Genomic DNA, 21,016 nt, shown 5'->3' with positions numbered 1-21,016 from the left:
ATTTTCTTATTTTGATGACTTGTAAATTAAAGAGAATAAGCGCAATAATTTTGGACTGTATAATAGAAATTATGAAAGCAGGTGTTATTTTGCGAGAAATTAGAATTCTTATAGCGGATGATGAAAAAGAAATTAGAGATTTATTAAAAAAATATATGGAGCGAGAATTATATAAGGTTGATGTTGCTATAGATGGCGAGCACGCTCTTTCGTTATTTAATAAAAACAAATATGATCTGTTTATATTAGATCTTATGATGCCAAAAATTGATGGGATTGAGGTCTGCAGAAAATTAAGAGAAAAAACGAATGTTCCTATTCTAATGCTCACTGCTAAAAATCATGAAACTGATAAGATATTAGGTTTAAGTATGGGCGCAGATGATTATATTACAAAACCTTTTAGTATAAATGAGGTAGTAGCTAGAGTTAAAGCTCTTATGAGGAGATTTTTAGTTTTAGGAAGTGAAGCAGGGGATAGAGAACAAACACGTATAGAGTTTAAAGAAATCTCAATTGATATGAAAAAATATACTGTTTTCAAAGAGGGGGAAGAGATTCCTTTAACTGCAAAAGAGATGGAACTACTAAGGTTTTTTGCTTCCAATCCGGAGCAAGTGTTTACAAAATCTCAGTTGTTCCGTAATGTTTGGGGGGACAACTATTTAGAAGATGATAATACTGTCATGGTCCATATTCGAAAACTTAGAAAAAAAATAGAAGTGGATCCCTCTAATCCTCAATTAATACAAACAGTTTGGGGAATAGGATATAAGTTTGTAGGTGACCAAAATGTATAGCGATAAAATTATCTTACTTAATATTCTTCAATTATTATGTATTATAGGACTTTTTTTTACAGATTTAAATAATCAGCTATTAGGAATAAATAAACTTGTTTTGTACATAGTACTATTTTTCTTTACGACTTTTCTCTTACTTATAAGGTTTCATTTCGTTAATCGTTTGAAAATAATGATTGAGGAGTTACAACGTGTAATTAAAGGGAATTTAACAACAAGGTTAATTGTAAATGAAGATAATGTATTTAATAAAATGATATTTTCTGTGAATGAATTAATTGAACAGTTAGAGAGAGTTCAAATCGAATCCATTAAAGCTCAAAATGCGAGAAAAAGGCTCTTATCAAGTATTTCTCATGATATCAGAACTCCTCTTACATCTATTATAGGATATATTGATGCTTTAAAAGATGATATAGCTGTTTCTCGAGAAGAAAAAAAAGAGTATCTTGAAGTTATTTCAAAAAAATCCAGCAACTTAAAGCAATTAATCAATGAAATATTTAATATGGCAAAGCTAGATGCAGATGAAGTTTTAATAAATCCTGAAGTTCTAGAGTTAACTGAAATTACCAGAGAAGTATTAATTGAGTATTTGCCTGAAATCAAGAAGAATAATTTGGAGTTAAAGCTTAGTTTACCAAAAACAAAATGTTTTATCACGGCTGATTATCTAAGTATTATAAGAATTATAGATAACCTAATAAAAAATGCTATTTTATATGGGAAAGAAGGAAAAGTACTTGGAATAGAACTCATGGAATCAAATCAAGAATTCCAATTGCTTGTTTGGGATAAAGGACAGGGAATCGCGGAACTTGATTTAGATCATGTATTTGAACGAATGTATCGTGGTGACCAATCAAGAAATTCTATTAATGGAGGTAGCGGATTAGGGCTTGCTATTGCTAAATCCTTAGTAGAAAAAAACCAGGGCAGGATATGGGTTGAAAGTAGTCCATGGAATAAAACAGTTTTTGGTATCTCTTTTCCAAAAACAGAAAAGGTTTAATAAATATAGATAATATATGGTTTAAATTAAAATTTGTCCCAAATAATGTAGTAAAGTTGTTATAAAATATAGGTTTACGTATTAGTGACCTCTTAAAACTAAAGGTTGCAGGTTTGAAAGGGAGTTATATCTTAATGCTTGAAATGAAGAGCGGTAAGCAGTAATGTATCTAGATTACTGCGGCATTAAGAAGAGATTTAAATAGGTACATTGGAGATATGGAAGACCATGAGTATCCAACAGAAGACCAAGCACGTCTTATGCGTAAAACCTTCGATTGTGTACGTTTCGTGTATAACAGAATGTTAGCTGAACGGAAAGAAGCGTATGAAAAATATAAAGATGATAAGGATCAACTAAAGAAACAAAAGCTTCCCACTCCTGCAAAATACAAAGCAGAATTTGAGTGGTTAAAAGAAGTTGATTCATTAGCTTTGGCAAATGCTCAACTAAACTTGCAAACTGCCTATAAAAATTTCTTTCGTGGTCAAAATGACTTCCCAACATTCAAAAGCAAAAAAGACAGAAAGTCTTATACAACGAATGTAGTGAACGGAAATATTATGTTGCTTAACGGTCATATCAAATTGCCAAAACTGAAAATGGTACGTATCAAACAGCATAGAGAAATACCACAAGACTATATAATCAAGTCATGTACGATTTCTATGACATTTACTGGTAAATACTATGTGTCCATTTTGACTGAATACGAAAAAGAGATCGTACAAAAAGAAGTAGAAACAGTTGTTGGATTAGACTTTGCGATGGATCAATTATATGTCAGTTCTGAGGATGAGAGAGCCAATTATCCTAAGTTCTATCGTGAAATGTTAGACCGATTAGCAAATGCCCAACGAGTATTATCAAGACGTACAAAAGGTTCAGGGCGTTGGAATAAACAACGTATCCGTGTAGCTAAACTGCATGAAAAAGTAGCAAACCAACGTAAGAACTTTCTTTATCATAAGTCTAAAGAGTTAGCTACTCATTTTGATGTTGTAGCTATTGAAGATCTAAATATGAAAGAAATATCGCAAGCACTTCATTTTGGAAAAAGCGTCGCTGATAATGCTTGGGGTATGTTCACTTCTTTCTTAGCTTATAAATTAAATGAACAAGGCAAACAGCTTGTGAAAATAGACAAATGGTTTCCTTCCACAAAAACATGTAGCAGTTGTGGAGATATGAAAAATATGTCATTGTCTGAGCGAGTCTATTCTTGTATATGCGGTGTAAATCTCGATAGAGATTATAACGCAGCTATCAATATCAAAAATGAAGCAATGCGCCTATTGGCGTTAGCATAGATAGCAATAAAATAACCCTTGGAACAAGGGAGTTAGCTCGGCTGTCTTAGGACGAATTCGTTAGCTACCAAAAGTAACCACTAACCAAGAAGCCCCCACTTCAAACAGTCCGTTAGGACGTTAAGTGGCGGGTAGTTCACTTCTACTAATAGCTAGAACATAAAACATTTTAAAAAGCCTTACTACTGTAAAATTAAATGTAGTAAGGCTTTTTTATTTTATAAATATGTCATGCTTTTTGTCCATTAAAAAGGAGAGAATATGAAATTGACATGAATCTAAGTTGTAACTATAATGGTTACAGATTAATTATTTTAAATATAGATGTAATTAATTAATCTAAAAATATAAGAATGGAGTTGTTATAGGGTATGAAAAAAGTTATTTTAGCAGGTGCATTAGGAATCGCTGCTCTTACAGGTGCAAATTTACCAGGATTGGAAGCAACAAAAGCGAGCGCGGCTGTTGAGAATGTTCAAGATAATCAAATGTTACATCAAGGAAAATATTTAAAGGAAAATAACGCATTTGAATATGAGATAGGGAAAGTTGTTAATGTATATGAAGTTAAAGCTTTAAACGAAGTAGAAAAGTACGTTACTTTTGAATATACAGGAAAAGACGGAGGGAAGATACAAATCCCAGTATTTCTAACAAAAGGACAAAAGTTTAATATAGGTGATAAAGTTAAAGTTGATATGAGAATTGTCTATAGAGCAAGTGATCGCTGGGTAGAGGATGGAATTGAGAAAATTAATGATACAATGACATCTGTACTAAATGCAGATCAATGGGTATGGGATTACAAACAAACAAATGTGAATAATGAATTGAAACCAGGGTTTTACGAAAAACAAAATGGTGCACCTGATTTTGCAATTGGAAAAATTACAAAGGTAGGTAAAGGAATTTACGGACCTGAAGATAAGACAAATTATGTAGTAGTTAAAGCTCCTAATAAATTCGGAAAAGAAAAATCAATATACGTTGTACTAACAGAAGGACAAATGTTTGGTGTAGGTGATAAAGTGAAAGTCGATTTTCATGATGGTTCAGATTTTCATGGAATGACATTAGAAACAGATAATCATATTAAAAAAATTGATAATATAAATAATCAAACTCAAAGTAATGAAGAGTGGGTTTGGGAATGATAATAATCATTTAATTACAACAATATAAATTTAATGTCAATTTCTCTTAATGATATAAAACGAAAAATAGTATAGAACCAAAAGTAAACTTATTAAAGGAATATGAAAACATCTCCTTACTTTGCATAATAAGTGCTAATGAAAGGAGATGTTTTTTGAGTTCGTGGCCTTGAAGAAATAGACAGTCATGGTCAAGGAAAGTTACTTTAAAACTAAAATTTCGAAAAAAATAGGATAGAAATTAATTTTCTTGTAAAAAAAGAATTAATTTCTACTCTTGTTGTAACTGAATGGTATAACTATAGTGAAAAAGATGCAATCTATGCATTTAAAAATAATACTGTTATTTCATAATAAAAAATCTAAGAGCACGCACATAACAATGTTCTTAGATTAGAAAGGTAGATTCCTATGCATAGAGGGTCTCAATACAATAACATATGCTTGTCCGATTTAAATGTGAAAAAATTTTTAACAAAATAGTTATTTGCGCGACACATTTCCTTATTAATGTCGCATTATAGATTAAAAAACCACTGGTAGATTTGCGAGAGAACGAATTTTACTATGGCTATAAATTAGTTGATCCGGTTTGATTGCCAGGCGAAGATTAGGAAACCGCTGTAACAAAGTGCCTAATGCAATTTGTCCTTCTAGACGAGCCAGCGGAGCTCCAAACAGTGATGTATACCAGTTCCAAAGGCTAAATGATTATTCTCCTCCCGTGAAATATTCAATGCCTCTGAATAAGTAAATTCCTTTGGATCAATATTCGCGGCAGTCAGAGAGAGCAGAATTAATTCGCCTTTGCGAATCCTCTTTCCATGTATTGTCATATCTTCACCAGCAAAACGGCTACTATACATAACTGGACCAGCAAAACGTAATAGCTCGTCGATGGCGGAAGGAAGCAGGGAAGGGTCCTGCCTTAGTAAATTCATTTGTTCGGGATGTTGAATTAACGCCAGTACGCCATTACCGATTAAATTGACTGTCGTTTCATGTCCAGCAATAATGAGCAACCAAATTGTCGAAAGAAGCTCGTTCTTACTCAACTTGTCTTCTTGCTCTTTTGATTGAACTAGAGCACTTATCAAGTCGTCACCAGGATTTAGGCGCTTTTCGTTCAGCAATACTTCGATGTAATGAATAAACTTTTCAAGTGTTGCAGTAACTGCAGTCCCCTGACTAGGGTCCACAGAGGCGTTCATGAGTTCTTGTGTCCATTTGCGAAACTGGTTTCGATCAGTGGCGGGAATTCCGAGCATCTCTGAAATGACAATAATGGGTAGTGGGTAAGCAAAGTCTGCAATAATTTCCATCTTTCCTTGTTTCTCCACAGCAGCTATTAATTCGTCAGAGATTTGCTGAATACGGGGACGAAGTTCTTCGATCATACGTGGTGTAAAGGATTTAGAGACTAGCCGACGTAGGCGCGTATGATCAGGAGGATCTACCGTAAGCATATTTGGCATATTCATTATCCATTCAAACAGTTTACTCACAGGTGTATTCTCCTTAATGGACTTCTGCTTATCATGGGGCGGTGTGAATTTCCGTAAATCTTTGAGAAAACGTGGGTCTTTCAGTATAGAAACAACATTATCATATTGCAATACGACCCATGCTCCTCCCATACCATAAAAGTCATCAATATGAAAGAAACACTCTTGTTGCTTGATGAGGTTTTTATAGAACTTAATGGGATTGCGCATAGTTTCCTGTGAGTTCAAATCGTTAAAAGTGATCTTTTTCATTAGTTTCCTCCTTATCAGTGCATAACTATTGAATGTCCTGGTATTAATACTCCTCTTTACCGTATAATTCTATAACCTTCCATGTTGCAAAAATGATACATCTGATTCTCGTATCTAATCAAATGAACATATTTCTCTTCAAGAGCAAAGAAAAGAATTCCTTCTTTTTTGACCCAATTAGGACAAGAAGTAAACACGTATCTAATGGTATAGGGAAATTCATGAATAATGAGAAAACTATTTTATAAAAAATAATAATCTTCTAAGTAATGCACCTATCCCGGAACTAGGGATAAGCGCTTGATGGACTTTGTACGTCCTTACATTACACATAGTTTGGAGTACTAGTGTGCCTATTGCACTCATTGAACCCTTTATACCTAACCAGAAAACAATACCCTGGTTAGGAAAGATAAGGTATTTATTAAAAAGAGGACTAAAGTCCTCTTTTTAATAAATACTTAAGAGTTACGCACAAATTGGAATTCCTAACGCTATTAAAGTCAATGCTACTTGAAGAGAAATCTCTAACCTAGCAATTTCAATTCCAGCAATTGAGACTACTAAAAAAGGTTGTCCATTAACGAACAAAACACAACTGTCCATGCTCACGCCTCCTTTCTAGTAATCTACTACAGTATATGAATTAAATGATAATGTGTAATAGTTAAATTAACGCATTTGATAGAATTAATAAATTTACCCTGTTTTACAAAACAAACGAACACAACGAACGAAAAAATACCTGAGACTATTGCCTCAGGTAAGCTTGTACGATTACTTGTATAATTGATTGTAAAAGCGCTCTGTCCGATTAGTGAAAAAACTTTCTTCAATAAAAGATAATATAGTTATTTATATTTCGGATCGAAAGGTTTTACCTAACTGGTTACTAAGACCAAAATAATGACGAAAATTATATATAAGTGGGCTCCATTTATTTGGGTCAATATGATTTCCTTCAAGAATGATTTCCTTATGAGCATGTACATGTATAGCTTGTGTTTCAACAATTGCAAAATCAGGAGAGTAATCAGGAATTCGAATGTGTTTCACCCTTGCCTCAATTTGAATTGGACACTCCATAATTCGAGTAGGCTTTACCGATTTAGACTCAGAAGGTGTTAATCTACTAATATCATATTTTTCTTTTTCATATGTAAATCCATTCTTTTTCTTATAATCTGGAACGGGATTTTTCCCTGTATAGGGGGCTAACTGTTCAACATTCTCCCATAATGAAGGACTCGGAACATTGATTACACATTCAGGATGTCGTTCTAAATTTTCAATCGCTTTCCCGCCAAGTCCAATCCCTAATATAATACAATCTCCTAATGCCCATGATGATGACAGAGGGCTGATATTTACTGTTCCATCTTCATTTAGCGAATTTAGTAAAATCACAGGAGTTCCGTAGTATAGAATTTTAGGTTTAATAATTTCTGTATTTGGAACATGAGCCATTTTTTTCATCTTTATTTCTCCTCCTATTCATATGTTCTTTCTTATTTATTGTAGAATATAAACATTTCGATTATCATCGAAATATGGATTACATTAGGGGGAATTAAAATGAATGCAAATCCAAATGTAGCAATGATTTCTACCCTTGTCAGTGAAGCTTCTCGTGCAGCAATATTAACAGTCTTATTAGATGGTAGATTCCATCCTGCAAGCGAATTAGCATATATGGCAGGAATCAAACCACAGACGGCTAGTTTCCATTTGGCAAAAATGGTCGATGCGAATGTAGTTACGGTTGAAAAACAGGGAAGACATCGATATTATGGGATTCGAAATCAGGAAGTTGCTCAAGTTATGGAGTCATTTTTATCAATAGCTCCACCAATTGAAATTAAATCATTAAAACAAGCTTCGGAAGATAAAGCGATGCGTTTTGCAAGAACATGTTATGATCATCTTGCAGGGAATTTAGGAGTACAATTAACAGATTCTTTAATTAAATTAGGTGTTATTTATGAAGAAAAGGACGGGTTTACTGTTACTGAAAAAGGAGAGTCATTCTTTACAACTTTTAAAATTGATCTTGAAAGGGTTAAGAAAAAGCGTCGTTCATTTACACACAAATGTTTAGATTGGAGTGAAAGACGTCACCACCTTGCGGGAGCATTAGGAAATGCCCTTCTAGAAAGACTATTAGAATTAAATTGGGTTCAACGTTTACCTAAAACAAGAGCAATAAAAATTACTTCTGACGGGAAAAAGGGACTAAAAGAAACATTTTCTTTTGATATTACAAACAACTAAGTTTTGAATATAAAACAACCGATTTAGCCTTAAAGGGGTTAAAGACGGCTATTTTGTGTTGAAATTTACTTAACATGGTTTTTTCAAAAATGCTGGTGGTACCCCATCGCTATCAAGCTAAGGTTTTCATATACCCCCTAAATGAAAAGTTTCTTTCTCTTCAAATAGTTACTCTGAGAAGTTAGCTTGTTTTTTCTTTTTGGAGACGATTCAAAATCTTAGCTAGATACGCATGGAGTAATTTTTAATTCTTAAGTTGATGACTCTAAGATACCAGTTTAATTGACCTGATAGCGATGTATCCGTACTCCTAAAAAATTTACCTTTGGCATGAGGGAAATTAAATAATTAGAAGTTTTGAAAGAACTATTAAAATAGCTTTATTAATTAACAAAAAACATAATTTTTGTTAATCATTTAATCTTATTTAAAGTGCTTGGTATCAATAGCATTCAGTCTTACAAAAAGTAATTCCCAAGACGATTACCATAAACCTTGATAAAAAGTGTATGGTGCACTTTTTATAATTTTATCGGGTCACATACTTTGCGGCCTATGACAGCAACACTGTCACTACCCCTAATAATTTCTTGTAATTGATGATCTACGTTATGAAACCCGATTTTATTTGCATAATGCAAAGTTGGAGCATCGGTATACGAGAAGGGAAGATTAAGAACGTGCATAAAACCAAGACGCTTTACTTCTGCTAGGAACGTATCAATTGAATCGCGCCCTTCAAAAACAATGCTATCCCATGAGAATTCAGAAAGCATACGTGAATGAATTTCATCGAAGCGGTAATCAATTTTATATTTATGAGTCATCATATAGGAGCCTGTACCTATTTTTTCTTGAATGATAGAAATTCGGTTAATGTTTCGTCCTAAATAAATCGTTGTATTCGAAGAAATTTGTGCAGGTTTACTTAATAATCCATATTGCATGAGCTTTTCTTAAATAGAAAGGTTCATATACTGAAGTTCTGCCTGTAAGGAACGAATATCTTTATGATATTTACTGCATGATTGCATTAAGATGTCTACACTCTCAGCGGAACAAAATACAAGACGATCAACGCTAAAAATCTCATTGATTTGTTCAGAGGTTAATGTGTATTCTTTCTTTTTGAAAGTTGGAATTTGATATGTTTCTGCACCGGATTCTTGTAACATTTGTTTTATTGAACTTTCTTTATTTGTTGCAGATGCAAATAATACTTTTTTACTGTGCAATGGTTTACGTTCTTTCCAAGCGATTCGGTTACGCAAGGAAACGACATCACCAACAATTGTCATAGAAGGGTTAGATATATTTTCGTTTTCGACGTTATGTACAATTGTTGCTAGTGTCCCTGTGACAACGCGTTGCTTTCCAGTTGTACCCCATTCAATGACTGCCACAGGCGTATCTTTTTTCTTTCCTGCTTGTAGTAAGTTTTCACAAATTGTAGGTAAGTTTTTTATACCCATATAGTATGCGATAGTGTCGCTACTGTGGGATGAATTGTATTCTCCATGATCGGTTAAAGGATCTTTTGAATGTCCAGTTAGTAAAGTTACACTATTACTGTAGTCACGGTGGGTGAGGGGGATACCTGCATAGCTACTAGTGGCAATACTAGATGTAATACCTGGTACAATTTCATATGGAATGTTCGCTGCCGCTAAAGTATCTGCTTCTTCACCAACACGACCAAAAATAGATGGATCCCCGCCCTTTAAGCGAACAACAATTTTCCCTTCTTTCGTAAATTGTAGAAGGCGTGCGTTTATCATTTCTTGTCGCATAGTATGGCTTTTTGGCATTTTTCCGCAATAAATAAGCTCGCATGTTCCCTTCGTATAACTAAGAAGGATAGGGTTCAATAAGCGATCGTATAAAACAATATCTGCGCGCTCTAAGCAATCTATCGCTTTTTTTGTAATGAGCATTTCATCACCTGGTCCTGCACCAACTAAATATACATATCCATTCATAGTCGCACCTCATTTGTTTTTAATGAAAAGGAAGCCAGGGGAGGCTTCCCCTTATAAATCACATGTATATATAAATATCGCCGTCAATAACTTCTACTTCATACGTTTGAATACAACCGTCATCAGGTTTTTGAACTTCACCTGTTACTAATGAAATTTTCCAATCATGCAGTGGGCAAAAGACGAATTCCCCAGATACAATTCCTTCTGCTAATGGTCCATTTTTGTGAGGACAACGATTTTCTACAGCCCGAATATCGCCATTTGAAAGACGAAATAAGGCGATGGATATATCTTTCATTTGTACCTCTTTACCAATTTGAATAGGAAGGTCTTCTGCACGCATAATTTTTATTTTTTCTTTCGCTTGTAACATATAGTTCACGCTCCTTATTTTACAGCTTCTACTTCATACATCGCTTTTAATGACTTTGTTTTTAGTGCTTGTCCCCATGCTTCTTTATATGTGCCACGTGCTTTTTGGAAACGTTCATTTAACGTAGTAACCATATCTTTGTCTTTCAGCGTTTCTTTTATATGATCTAGGCCCATTCGTTCTACCCAAGGTGCTGTTCGTTCACCATAAATACCAGTTTCGCGATAATATTGTACGTAAGCTGCAGCAATGCGAAGGACATCGTCTTCGGTAGAGACAATCATTACAAAATCAGCTTTACGTACTTCTGTACCGCCATTTCCACCAATATAAAGTTGATACCCATTTTCAACACAAACAACACCAAAATCTTTCGTAAGTACCTCAGCACAGTTACGTGGACAGCCTGTTATACCCATCTTCATTTTATGGGGGGTATCTACCATTTCTAATGATTGTTCAATGAGCATACCAAGTCCTAATGAATCTTTTGTTCCGAAACGACAGAAGCGAGAACCAACACATGATTTTACATTACGAAGAGATTTTGAATACGCATATCCAGAAGTCATATTTAAGTCAGCCCATACATTAGGTAAATCTTCTTTCTTAACACCATATAAGCCGATTCGACTTGCACCGGTAATTTTCACAAGTGGAACATCATACTTCTTCGCAACTTCAGCAATTTTCATTAAATCATCTGCAGTTGTAACGCCTCCGTACATGCGTGGAATAACAGAAAATGTACCATCATGCTGGATGTTTCCATTCATTCTTTCATTAACGAAACGGGATGATTTATCATCTGCATATTCTTCTGGAATCGCCATACGTAAATAATAGTTTAAAGCAGGACGACATTTCGAACAGCCGTCTTCATGTGCAAAACCAAGTACATTTCGTACTTCTTTTGGAGATTTTAAACCTTTCTCATGAATTGCCGCTACGACTTCATCACGTGATAAAGTTGTACATCCACACATACCGGCCGATTGAGCTGAGGCATCAAAAGCATCTCCAAGTGTATGAGATAAAATTTGTTCAACAAGTGGACGACATTTACCACAAGATCCTGCGGCTTTTGTGCATCCTTTAACTTCTTCAAAATTTGTTAATTCTTGTTCTAAAATGGCATGAACGATTATGCCTTTTGTAACACCATTACATCCGCAAACAGTGTCATCAGAACTCATAGTAGCAACGTTAAGTTCACTTTCTTCACCAGCTTTATGAAGAAGGGAGGCTGCTGTATATTCTTGTATGTCTTCTTCTTTCTTTAACATGCTAAAGAGGCGTGTGCCATCAGCAGTATCACCATATAAAACAATACCAACGACTTTATTGTCACGAATTAATACCTTTTTATAGGAACGCTTACATTCATCAAAGATTGAAATCGCTTTTGTTTGATCATCTTCATAAATTTGGCCAGCAGAGAATAAATCACAACCTGCAACTTTCAATTGTGTACCAGCAATACTGCCTGCATATCCATCAGTTTGTAAATTTGTTAAATGTTTTGCTAAAACTGCACCTTGGTCATAAAGTGGTGCAACAAGTCCATATGCAATACCGTCATGTTCTGCACATTCTCCAACTGCATAAATGGATTCATCATTTGTTTGCATATAGTCATTAACAACAATGCCACGATTTACAATTAAACCAGCATCTTTTGCTATTTGGGTATTCGGACGTATTCCGACAGCCATTACGATTAAATCACAATTTACAACTTCATCATCATCAAATTGAATACCCTCAACATGATCTGTACCATGAATCTTTACAGTTTTCTTTTCCATGAGAAATTTTAATCCTTGCGCTTCTAAGTCTTCACGCAGTAAAGAAGCCGCCTTAAAATCCAGTTGTCTTTCCATTAAGGTTGGCATTAAATGAACAACATGTACATCCATTCCCAAATCAATGAGGCCCCTTGCTGCTTCTAAACCAAGCAATCCCCCACCAATGACAAAGGCCCTTTTATATTCTTTAGCAGCGTTAATCATAAATTTTGTATCTTCTATTGTTCGGAATCCTGTTACACCAGGAAGTGTGGAACCTTCAACAGGTAAGATAAAAGCACTAGAGCCCGTTGCGATAATGAGTTTATCGTACGTAAGAGTACGTCCTTTTTCCGTAACAATGATTTTTTCTTTCCGTTCAATACTTTGAACTACTTCACCTGTATATAAGGTTATTTCATTTTCTTTATACCAATCATATCCATTCATAATGATATCATGTATATTTGTTTTACCTTGTAGAACATGAGAAAGCATAATGCGATTGTAGTTTGGATGGGGTTCATCTCCAAAAATAGTAATATCATATAAATTACTATCATGTTTTAATATTTCTTCTATACAGCGTATGCCAGCCATTCCGTTTCCAACCATAACTAAATGTTTTTTCATATACCTTTCCTCCTTCTTATGCAAAAAATGGAAATAAACTTACATTTCCATTATAATACAAAGGGGAAAAATAACTGTGATATTTGTCACACTTGAGGGGATGGCAGTGTGAATGGTGGAACAGGTGGTAAAGTAGGTCCAACTAAATTAGAATTTATTGCAGCAGAAGATAAAAACTCGTTCATTATATTTTCACCTCTGAGAAATTAGTATTATTAATAGTGAATGCGTGAGTAGAGAAAATTGAAATGGGCAAGCGATTGTATTTTATAAATTAAACAAAATAGTTATTTTAATCAAAATAAAAAAAGCATGCACAAAAACTGTGTAATGCATGCCTTTCAAAAAACTAAGAAGGGTAACTATTCCTTGTCCCGCTCTTATCTTAATTAGTTACCTTACCTCCCACTGTAATTGACTGGTTAGTAGTATTAAAAGTATTAGGAAAGGATGGCGTTTTTTTGCACTAGAACCGATATTTGGACATTCTAGATAAGATAATATAATATTTATATAAAATTATATTAATATTATTAACGGTTTGGTGGTGTTTACAATGATGAAAGGTATTAAAAATATTGAAACTAAGGAACCCATAAAAATGTTTTTATTTGTTCCTTGTATTATTCTTTTATTTGATAATATTTATCATTACTTTATCCTTAGGAAGGATTTCTCGCTACAGAAATTTTTATTTGAACTAGTGTTTTTAGTTATTTTTATTTCATGCATTTTATATAACAAGTATTTAAAAAAACTGAATAAACAAGTGTTAACTAAATACATTTTTCTTGGTGTTAGTGTTATGTATCTTCTAACATACGACTTTATATTTACAGGTAGTCCAAATACTTCTTTACATGTGCCTTATCTAGAATGCTTCTTAGTAATTTCTTCACCTTTATTTTTAAGTATTCGTTTTCTTCTATGGGTGTCTATTTGTATGTTATGTAGATTTCTAATCGCTATTTATTATTTTCACGGTAACTATCCAATAAAATTAGTATTATTGTTTATAACAATCATTATTACGTCATTTTTTGTGTTTCTTTCATTAAAATTTTTAGTGCAAAAAATAAAAGTATCCTATGAAAAACAAATGAAAGAAACAGCTTTATCCGTAATGAGGATAATGGAATTAAAGGATCCATACACTAAAGGACATAGTGAACGTGTGGCAAATTATGCTACTATTCTTGCTAAAGAAACAAATGAATTTGATGATAATTTTTTAAAAAAATTTCATTTTATTTGTTTATTGCATGATATAGGGAAAATAGGTATTCCTGATGAAGTTTTAAATAAGGCGTCTTCACTCACAGAAGAAGAATATAATATTATTAAGGCACATCCACAATTAGGATTAGAAGTTTTCAAAAATATATCTTTAATAAAAGGTAGTGAAGACATAATTCTTTCTCATCACGAAAGATGGGATGGAAATGGTTATCCTCAAAAATTAAAGGGAAATCAAATACCGTTATGTGCAAGAATTGTTGCGATAGCAGACGCATTCGACGCAATGACTTCTTCAAGAGCATATCGTTCGGCCCTATCTCCTGAAGAAGCTTATAAACGTATCATAGAAGGATCCGGTACACAATTTGATCCATCAATAGTAGAAGTTTTCAAAAAGGTATTTCCCTTATGGAAAAAAATGATCCCAAAGTCTGGTAGTTAAAAATTCATACTTCAGATTGATTCATGTAAAAATTAAAAATGTTATTCTTTTACCATATACGGATAATATTTTTAATTAGATAAAGGGGAATTTTCAGTAAATTAAGCCCTTCTCTCATTTCTTCATTCGCACACTAGAACTTTTTATTTTATCTGGGGCTACCAAATCGCTATCAAGTTAAGCTTGTGCAAAGTCAATTTTAGGCGAGATTGTTTTTTCTAAAGGTAACTGAAGGTGAATAAAAGATTTGCAAACGCATGGAATACTAGGCATGTACTGGTCCCACCGGGACCATATCCGTAGGGGAGTTGCTATAGTAGAGACATTTCGTATAAAGGATCATAAGTTTGCCGGATATTGGGACATTATTTAAGAGATTTCAAGTGAGATAACTAATAATATGTTTTAGAAAGAAGATATAGTTAATTATTTAGATTGAGTTAGAAAAAAAGCACCTTTAGAATGGTGCTTTTTTCAAATTCGATTTAAATTGTATAAGATGGAAAGGTATAGAGCACAAACATTTAATCAAATATTAGAAGATATTAAGAAAAAGCATGTAAATATAATTATATAGGGGAGTTTCGAATAAGTTTTAATTTCTATTTTGAGCAACAAGATCAGGCTGAATGTTTAGTAATGAAACTACTTGCTGCATTGTAACATTTTCGAGGAATTCTTCCATTTTTTCCTGGGATTGAATAAGTATTAATTCCAAAACCATGTGTATACGTGCACCAACAGGACACATTGGATTTGGTTTTTCATGAAAAGAGAATAATTTATTTTTCTCAACAACTCCTACTGCACGATATACATCTAATAAGGTAATAAATTGAGGGGCTTTAAATAAATGAGCTCCATTTTTTCCTTGTGAAACGTGAACAATTCCTGATTTTTTTAAGCACAATAATATCTTACGAATTATTACTGGATTACAATTCACACTTTTCGCTAAAAAGCTTGAGCTACAAAGGTATGATGGATCGTTTTTTAATAAGCACAGAATATGCACTGCAATCGTAAAACGACTACTAATTTTCATAATTTAACATCACCTCGATGTAACTATTTTAGTTACAATCATATAGGAAGTCAACGATTTTTTTAGATATTAAAAAAATTAATGGAATAATAGTAAGTTTTATTTTGTTTGTTTCCTAATTGAATTTACCATGTATATAAAATGCATTATACATTGGGGTGTTTAAATTAAGGTTATAGATTATTTAATAATTTCTATCGGAAAAGCTAGTATATCTAAAACTAAGAAAGTACAATTTGGTCTGTTGAAAAATATACCAAATTGCACTTTCTTAGTTTAAATATAACGTAAAACATTATAAATTAATTAAATGATTTAAATTGATATTTAGTCTATTGACACTACCACTTCATACTTTTCATTACCGTTTAACAATTCATATACATATTTATAATTATTCATTATATGTAAGTATTACATGGTTAATTATTTAGTATATTATCTTACAAAAGTGTAAGGATACTGTAATTGACATTGATCAATAGGTGTAACTATAATTGTTACAAGGAGTTGGGTTTATTAAATTTTCAGTATTTCAAAATAAAGTGAATTGCTCCCCCCCTACATTCATGGTTTGTTTTTTCATCCTTTATATGTGATATTTACTAACTAACTATATTTTACATTTGGATATTTTACCTAATTCACAAAATGATTTGTCGTAAATTTATTCCCCAACTCCTTATAAAATACTTTTAGAGGTGTTATATTTTATGAAAAATAAATTAATCGCAGCAGGAATTGTTACAGGAACTTTATTATCATATTCATCTAATATTTTTGCAGATACTTTGAAATTCCCGGATGTTCCTGAATGGGCCGATAAATCCGTTAATTATTTAGTTAATAAACAGGTATTGAATGGTTATCCAGATGGAACTTTTGGTTCAAATGATTCCTTAGACAGAGCTTCGGCTACAAAAATTATGATAAAAGTTTTAGGGATACAAATTGATCCTAATGCAAAACCATCTTTTACAGATTCACAAAATCACTGGGCTACTCCTTATATTGCTGCAGCACAAAAAGCAGGGATAGTTAAAGGGGTGGGGGATGGTCTATTTAATCCTTCGGGGAAAGTTACTCGTGCGGCTATGGCAACAATGCTTGTGAATGCATATAAGTTGCAAAGTCCAGTAGAAAGTGACGGGAAAACAAAATTTAAAGATTTAAAAGGGCATTGGAGTGAAAAATCAGCAAGTATTTTAGTTGATTTAGGAATTTCTAATGGGACTGATAATGGTTGGCAACCAGACAGATTAGTAACTCGTGCCGAGGCTGCACAATTAACTGCTAAAGCTGATATGCTTCAAAATAGAGGTGGCGGAACCCTAAATAATTTAAAGAAGGAAACTTTAACTAAAAAAGAAGGAAGTATGGATGGGAAAGTAAGCTCTATCATTAGAGATTCAAATGGGGACTACATCAAGGTTAAGTATAAAGAAAATGATGAAAAAGAACATGCTGTTTACGTGAGGGTATCAAAAAAACATGATTTTGAAAAAGGAGATAAAGTAAAGATTGGGTTTGATGAACAAATAGTCTATCATAAAGGGTTTGGATATCAAACAACTCAGTATGATGATGTTAACTCTAAAGAGTTATCTGATTTAAAAGGTCCTCTAACGAAAATTAATGAGGAACAAAAAGAAGAATTTGTAATAGGTGAAATTGAAGATAAATATGAGGAAAATTCTACAGAATATGTCGAAGTAAGATTGGAAGATAATGAAGGGAAAAAGCAATATGTAGATATCCCTGTTACAAAAGGTGACTTTAAAATAGGAGATAAAGTTAAAGTGACAAATAAGGAGAAGTGGGAGAAGATAACAGCACCTGCTTTCTTGAATGTGTGGAGAGGCCCAGAAGAATCTATTTTGAAAGTTAATGAGGAACAAAATGAGGATTTTGTAATAGGTGAAGTATATAATGCAGAAAAGAATCATGTCTCTGTAGAATATATTAATCACAAAGGCCAAACAGGCTATGTACATGTAAATATATCTCATGGACATAGTTTTAAAGATGGTGACAGAGTAAAAGTCATTAACAAGAAAAATTGGGATGGAAATTTTGCATTAGAAGGGTCTATCTCGAAGTTCATTGAGAATGAAAAACAGAATGAAGATTTTGTAATAGGTGAAATATATGGTGCAGAAAAGAATCATGTCTCTGTAAAATATATCAATAATAAAGGTCAAACAGACTATGTGCATATGAATACAGCTCATGGACACGATTTTAAAGATGGAGATAGAGTAAAAGTCATTAACAAAAAAAATTGGGATGGAAACTTTGCGTTAGAAGGGGCTATTTCAAAAATTAATGACAAGTAGAACGTTTTGGGTGTTTTTGAAGTATTGAAAATAATAGAAAATGAATGTCTTGTTTGTTATTGAATAACGGAAAAAGACATAATACTTGTGATATTTTTCTAGTATTATTATTCAATTTATACTATTTAATAGTTATAAGATAATAATAAATCTCGAATTATGTAAGTTATGTCTTTAAATATTCAGATGTCTATGGATTTTTAACAAACTGTATTTATCATATATAAGAGGATGTAAATTATGAAAATGAGCATTAGCTTAACAGTTGCTTTACAAATTTTATCAATTCTAAAAAAAATCATCAGCTCCTTATTGTACGGAATTTATAGCGAGAACTTTAAGTGTTCATCCAAAAATTATTTATAGTATATTACTATGTCTTAGAGACACAGGAATTATTGATAGTAAGTATAAAGAGGAAGAATGGTACCTACTTACAGACATACATCTTATTACATTATTAGATGTTTACCGTTCAGTATCTATAATAGAAGAAAAAATGTTTTCTAATCATGAAAATTTAAAATTTAATTGTCCAATAGGTGTGAATATACAATTTGTTTTAGAGATTATTCTTATCCAAGCGCAAGATGAAATGGAAAAAATTATGGGAAATGTTACAATGGATCAATTAATTACATTGTTAAATAATGGGGAAGATCCTTCTGAATGAATTTTATATTAAGTTTTTTTAAAGTTTTAATTGTAAACTTAAAATTATTCTTCTTAACCAAGCGTGTTAGGAGTAATATCTCTATGGTATTTAGAGGAGAATATACAAGAAGTATTCATTTAAAGCACCCTGTCAGGAGAGCATTAATGAAACGTAAATGGATATGATTATATATTTGAAGTTTATGTTTAAAATTAAATGCAAATCGAAACCAGTTATAACAAAAAAATATGGCTTTAGCAATATGATAAAGTGCATATTTCTAAAGTTAAAGAATCTCATCGTTGTAACCTGATTAGTTACAATGATGTTTGTTAAATGTTTATTTAATTCATCTAATCGAAAATAGAATGGAGATGTTATAGGGTATGAAAAAAGTTATTTTAGCAGGTGTATTAGGAATTGCTGCTCTTTCAGGGACAACCTTACCAGAATTGGAAGCAACAAAAGCGAGTGCAGCTGTCGCTTCGAATATCCAGTCAATTGAGGGGCGCGTTTTAAAAGTTGAAGCAAATTTCTTCGAGATTGAAGCAAAAGGGTTTAATGAAAATATGGATAATCCTAACCATTTGACAGTCATTACAACTCAATTAAACCCAAGTGTAAAAGTTGGTGATATTGTAAAAGTCACCGGAGCAATATGGCATTCATTTGGTGATAGTATGACTCCTGAGTCGGTTGTCAAAATTACAAATAACAATATTTTAAACCATCAGATAAATGGTTATGTAACAGGTGAAATTAAAGAAATTGGGAATAGATTTAACGACTCAAGTAATTACGTCATTGTTCCTTATATTAATGAATATGGTGAAGAAGAAGATATTGAAGTTCGTTTAACTCAAGGACAAAAATTTAGACTAGGGGATAAAGTTAAAATTAATATGGAATTTGCTTTAGGGCGTGGTAATTTGAATGCAGGTGCAACTGTTATAGATAACATAGAGCAGGTAAATAGTAATAATGGAGTTTATTACGCACAAGATGGTTTGTTAGACTATGTAGTTGGTAAAATTACAAAGATAGATAAAACTTTTGATGAAGGTAATCTGATAAACTTTGTAAATGTAACTGCTTCTGATGAAAATGGTAAGGATTTTGTTTTACAAGTTTTCTTAACAGAAGGACAAAAATTTAATATAGGCGATAGAGTTAAAGTAGATGCATACGCCAACTCATCTTTGAATGCTTGGGGATATTCTGTAGAGAATAACATACAAAAAATTGATGTGACAAACACTCAAGCTCAACAAGATGATCAATGGATTTGGAAGTAATTTAAAAAAATTATCTATTTAAACCTAGTTAAAAATTAAAATTTTTCTTAATGATAACGACCTAAAATCGGGCTATCTTGAAAAGCCGTTGAAAAACGCCTCTTCGGGATAGCCTTTTCTATTTACCTTAATAGGGGGTACCACCTCATGACATAATATTGGTAATTTTTCAGTGAAATACAGGATAATCCATTTTGTTACTATCGATAAAACTTTCAACAACCTTACACAATCGTAAGGTTAGACTACTTTTATTGTAAGAGTAAATTCTTTGTATAGATGTTATATTAACATAGCACTAAAACCGGAAAATGAAGGAGTAAAAAGATGAAAAAAAGTTTTTGTTTATTAATTTTAACTGTTTTATTTAGTATTGGTTTAGCTGGATGTGAACAATGGGATCGTTATAGTCCTTTTGCAAATAAAACAGACGTGTATGGTATTGTAAAAGTTGAGCCTTCAAAAGACCCTATAGCAAAAGAGAACGGGGAAGATGTTAATTCGTATGATTTAATTGGTTATGATAAAGATTTAAACGAAATTGATTTAGGCTTTAATTCTCAAAAAAACTTTCCAATTGGAACATATATCAAAGCAGTGAAAAAAGGCAGCGATACAAGAATGCATGATGTGACGGAAATTAAGAAAGAAGATATTCCAGAAAGTATATTGAAAAAGTTAAGTGAAAATCAAAAATAATATCGATGAAAAAGACACAGTGTACTGTGCCTTTTTCTGCAAATAATGAAGAAATGATACATAAAATAATGTCCATTAGATAGTGTGGATACACTATTATTCATGTAAAAACTAGTTCGGCCCAAATAACAAAAAATTCTTAACCCTCAATGTCAACAGCAGAAAGAGAGGGAATTCAAATTATTTCTAATGAATTTTAGTATATTACAAAATGTAATATCAA

The 21,016-nt window shown here is 32.6% G+C and carries 16 protein-coding genes and 2 pseudogenes; 10 read left to right on the top strand and 8 right to left on the bottom strand.

The window, feature by feature from the left end; translation table 11 throughout:
- The first annotated feature begins 89 nt into the window (after window positions 1–89).
- From N2V80_RS27810 to N2V80_RS27795, 4 genes are all read left to right on the top strand, one after another.
- On the top strand, window positions 90–800 hold the full coding sequence (locus N2V80_RS27810) for a response regulator transcription factor (protein ID WP_061655769.1): 711 nt from the start codon (window positions 90–92) through the stop codon (window positions 798–800).
- The gene (locus N2V80_RS27805) at window positions 793–1,815 is read left to right on the top strand and encodes a sensor histidine kinase (RefSeq protein WP_061655767.1); all 1,023 of its coding nucleotides are present in this window, start codon (window positions 793–795) and stop codon (window positions 1,813–1,815) included. Before N2V80_RS27810 ends, N2V80_RS27805 begins: the two co-directional genes overlap by 8 nt.
- A gap of 218 nt (window positions 1,816–2,033) precedes the next feature.
- Window positions 2,034–3,125, top strand: coding sequence for a transposase (locus N2V80_RS27800; RefSeq protein ID WP_340980999.1), 1,092 nt, complete (start codon window positions 2,034–2,036; stop codon window positions 3,123–3,125).
- 371 nt (window positions 3,126–3,496) lie between these two features.
- The gene (locus tag N2V80_RS27795; RefSeq protein WP_061654800.1) at window positions 3,497–4,279 is read left to right on the top strand and encodes a hypothetical protein; all 783 of its coding nucleotides are present in this window, start codon (window positions 3,497–3,499) and stop codon (window positions 4,277–4,279) included.
- 525 nt (window positions 4,280–4,804) lie between these two features.
- Here the strand turns inward: N2V80_RS27795 and N2V80_RS27790 are convergent.
- The 3 genes and pseudogenes from N2V80_RS27790 to N2V80_RS27780 all read right to left on the bottom strand — a co-directional run bounded on the left by N2V80_RS27790 (window position 4,805) and on the right by N2V80_RS27780 (window position 7,512).
- Window positions 4,805–6,036, bottom strand: a pseudogene (locus N2V80_RS27790) (cytochrome P450 family protein).
- Window positions 6,037–6,504: 468 nt separating this feature from the next.
- Window positions 6,505–6,642 (bottom strand): DUF3956 domain-containing protein, encoded by a 138-nt coding sequence (locus N2V80_RS27785; protein WP_080450840.1) that lies wholly within the window; start codon window positions 6,640–6,642, stop codon window positions 6,505–6,507.
- A gap of 249 nt (window positions 6,643–6,891) precedes the next feature.
- A complete protein-coding gene (locus N2V80_RS27780) occupies window positions 6,892–7,512 on the bottom strand; it encodes a flavin reductase family protein (protein ID WP_340980996.1) in 621 nt (206 codons plus the stop codon).
- A gap of 99 nt (window positions 7,513–7,611) precedes the next feature.
- Here N2V80_RS27780 and N2V80_RS27775 point away from each other — a divergent pair, with 99 nt between their 5' ends.
- On the top strand, window positions 7,612–8,307 hold the full coding sequence (locus N2V80_RS27775; RefSeq protein ID WP_340980995.1) for an ArsR/SmtB family transcription factor: 696 nt from the start codon (window positions 7,612–7,614) through the stop codon (window positions 8,305–8,307).
- A 521-nt stretch (window positions 8,308–8,828) separates the two neighbouring features.
- Here N2V80_RS27775 and N2V80_RS27770 read toward each other — a convergent pair.
- From N2V80_RS27770 to N2V80_RS27755, 4 genes and pseudogenes are all read right to left on the bottom strand, one after another.
- A pseudogene (locus N2V80_RS27770) lies at window positions 8,829–10,286 on the bottom strand (uroporphyrin-III C-methyltransferase).
- A 58-nt stretch (window positions 10,287–10,344) separates the two neighbouring features.
- Entirely contained in the window at window positions 10,345–10,662 is a 318-nt protein-coding gene (gene nirD / locus N2V80_RS27765) for a nitrite reductase small subunit NirD (protein WP_046944984.1), read from the bottom strand.
- Between the two features lie 14 nt (window positions 10,663–10,676).
- A complete protein-coding gene (gene nirB, locus N2V80_RS27760; protein ID WP_061655508.1) occupies window positions 10,677–13,082 on the bottom strand; it encodes a nitrite reductase large subunit NirB in 2,406 nt (801 codons plus the stop codon).
- An 86-nt stretch (window positions 13,083–13,168) separates the two neighbouring features.
- Entirely contained in the window at window positions 13,169–13,267 is a 99-nt protein-coding gene (locus N2V80_RS27755; protein ID WP_277996152.1) for an exosporium leader peptide-containing protein, read from the bottom strand.
- 371 nt (window positions 13,268–13,638) lie between these two features.
- Between N2V80_RS27755 and N2V80_RS27750 the strand changes: the two genes are divergently transcribed.
- Window positions 13,639–14,763 carry an HD-GYP domain-containing protein gene (locus N2V80_RS27750; protein WP_061655507.1) on the top strand — a complete coding sequence of 375 codons (1,125 nt, stop codon included), beginning with the start codon at window positions 13,639–13,641 and terminating at the stop codon, window positions 14,761–14,763.
- Window positions 14,764–15,358: 595 nt separating this feature from the next.
- On the opposite strand, the gene N2V80_RS27745 is transcribed toward N2V80_RS27750, so the two are convergent.
- Complete coding sequence (locus tag N2V80_RS27745) at window positions 15,359–15,808, bottom strand: Rrf2 family transcriptional regulator (protein ID WP_061655506.1); 450 nt, start codon at window positions 15,806–15,808, stop codon at window positions 15,359–15,361.
- A gap of 713 nt (window positions 15,809–16,521) precedes the next feature.
- Between N2V80_RS27745 and N2V80_RS27740 the strand changes: the two genes are divergently transcribed.
- The 4 genes from N2V80_RS27740 (at window position 16,522) to N2V80_RS27725 (ending at window position 20,793) form a co-directional block, all read left to right on the top strand.
- Window positions 16,522–18,144 (top strand): S-layer homology domain-containing protein, encoded by a 1,623-nt coding sequence (locus N2V80_RS27740; protein WP_340980993.1) that lies wholly within the window; start codon window positions 16,522–16,524, stop codon window positions 18,142–18,144.
- A gap of 325 nt (window positions 18,145–18,469) precedes the next feature.
- The gene (locus N2V80_RS27735; protein WP_340981075.1) at window positions 18,470–18,817 is read left to right on the top strand and encodes an Rrf2 family transcriptional regulator; all 348 of its coding nucleotides are present in this window, start codon (window positions 18,470–18,472) and stop codon (window positions 18,815–18,817) included.
- A gap of 368 nt (window positions 18,818–19,185) precedes the next feature.
- Window positions 19,186–20,094: an ATP synthase F0F1 subunit alpha gene (locus tag N2V80_RS27730; protein ID WP_061655505.1), complete on the top strand. Its 909-nt coding sequence runs from the start codon at window positions 19,186–19,188 to the stop codon at window positions 20,092–20,094.
- 327 nt (window positions 20,095–20,421) lie between these two features.
- Complete coding sequence (locus N2V80_RS27725; protein ID WP_061655504.1) at window positions 20,422–20,793, top strand: YxeA family protein; 372 nt, start codon at window positions 20,422–20,424, stop codon at window positions 20,791–20,793.
- Window positions 20,794–21,016: the final 223 nt, after the last annotated feature.

This window comes from Bacillus sp. FSL W8-0640 (assembly GCF_038007725.1).
Classification (GTDB): Bacteria; Bacillota; Bacilli; order Bacillales; family Bacillaceae_G; genus Bacillus_A; species Bacillus_A cereus.
This window is presented reverse-complemented; position numbering and strand designations above follow the sequence as displayed.

Coding starts and splice junctions, on each gene's coding strand:
- N2V80_RS27805 (WP_061655767.1), top strand. CDS start 793: ATGTATAGCGATAAAATTATCTTACTTAATATTCTTCAATTATTATGT.
- N2V80_RS27800 (WP_340980999.1), top strand. CDS start 2,034: ATGGAAGACCATGAGTATCCAACAGAAGACCAAGCACGTCTTATGCGT.
- N2V80_RS27795 (WP_061654800.1), top strand. CDS start 3,497: ATGAAAAAAGTTATTTTAGCAGGTGCATTAGGAATCGCTGCTCTTACA.
- N2V80_RS27785 (WP_080450840.1), bottom strand. CDS start 6,642: ATGGACAGTTGTGTTTTGTTCGTTAATGGACAACCTTTTTTAGTAGTC.
- N2V80_RS27780 (WP_340980996.1), bottom strand. CDS start 7,512: ATGAAAAAAATGGCTCATGTTCCAAATACAGAAATTATTAAACCTAAA.
- N2V80_RS27775 (WP_340980995.1), top strand. CDS start 7,612: ATGAATGCAAATCCAAATGTAGCAATGATTTCTACCCTTGTCAGTGAA.
- nirD (WP_046944984.1), bottom strand. CDS start 10,662: ATGTTACAAGCGAAAGAAAAAATAAAAATTATGCGTGCAGAAGACCTT.
- nirB (WP_061655508.1), bottom strand. CDS start 13,082: ATGAAAAAACATTTAGTTATGGTTGGAAACGGAATGGCTGGCATACGC.
- N2V80_RS27755 (WP_277996152.1), bottom strand. CDS start 13,267: ATGAACGAGTTTTTATCTTCTGCTGCAATAAATTCTAATTTAGTTGGA.
- N2V80_RS27750 (WP_061655507.1), top strand. CDS start 13,639: ATGATGAAAGGTATTAAAAATATTGAAACTAAGGAACCCATAAAAATG.
- N2V80_RS27745 (WP_061655506.1), bottom strand. CDS start 15,808: ATGAAAATTAGTAGTCGTTTTACGATTGCAGTGCATATTCTGTGCTTA.
- N2V80_RS27740 (WP_340980993.1), top strand. CDS start 16,522: ATGAAAAATAAATTAATCGCAGCAGGAATTGTTACAGGAACTTTATTA.
- N2V80_RS27730 (WP_061655505.1), top strand. CDS start 19,186: ATGAAAAAAGTTATTTTAGCAGGTGTATTAGGAATTGCTGCTCTTTCA.
- N2V80_RS27725 (WP_061655504.1), top strand. CDS start 20,422: ATGAAAAAAAGTTTTTGTTTATTAATTTTAACTGTTTTATTTAGTATT.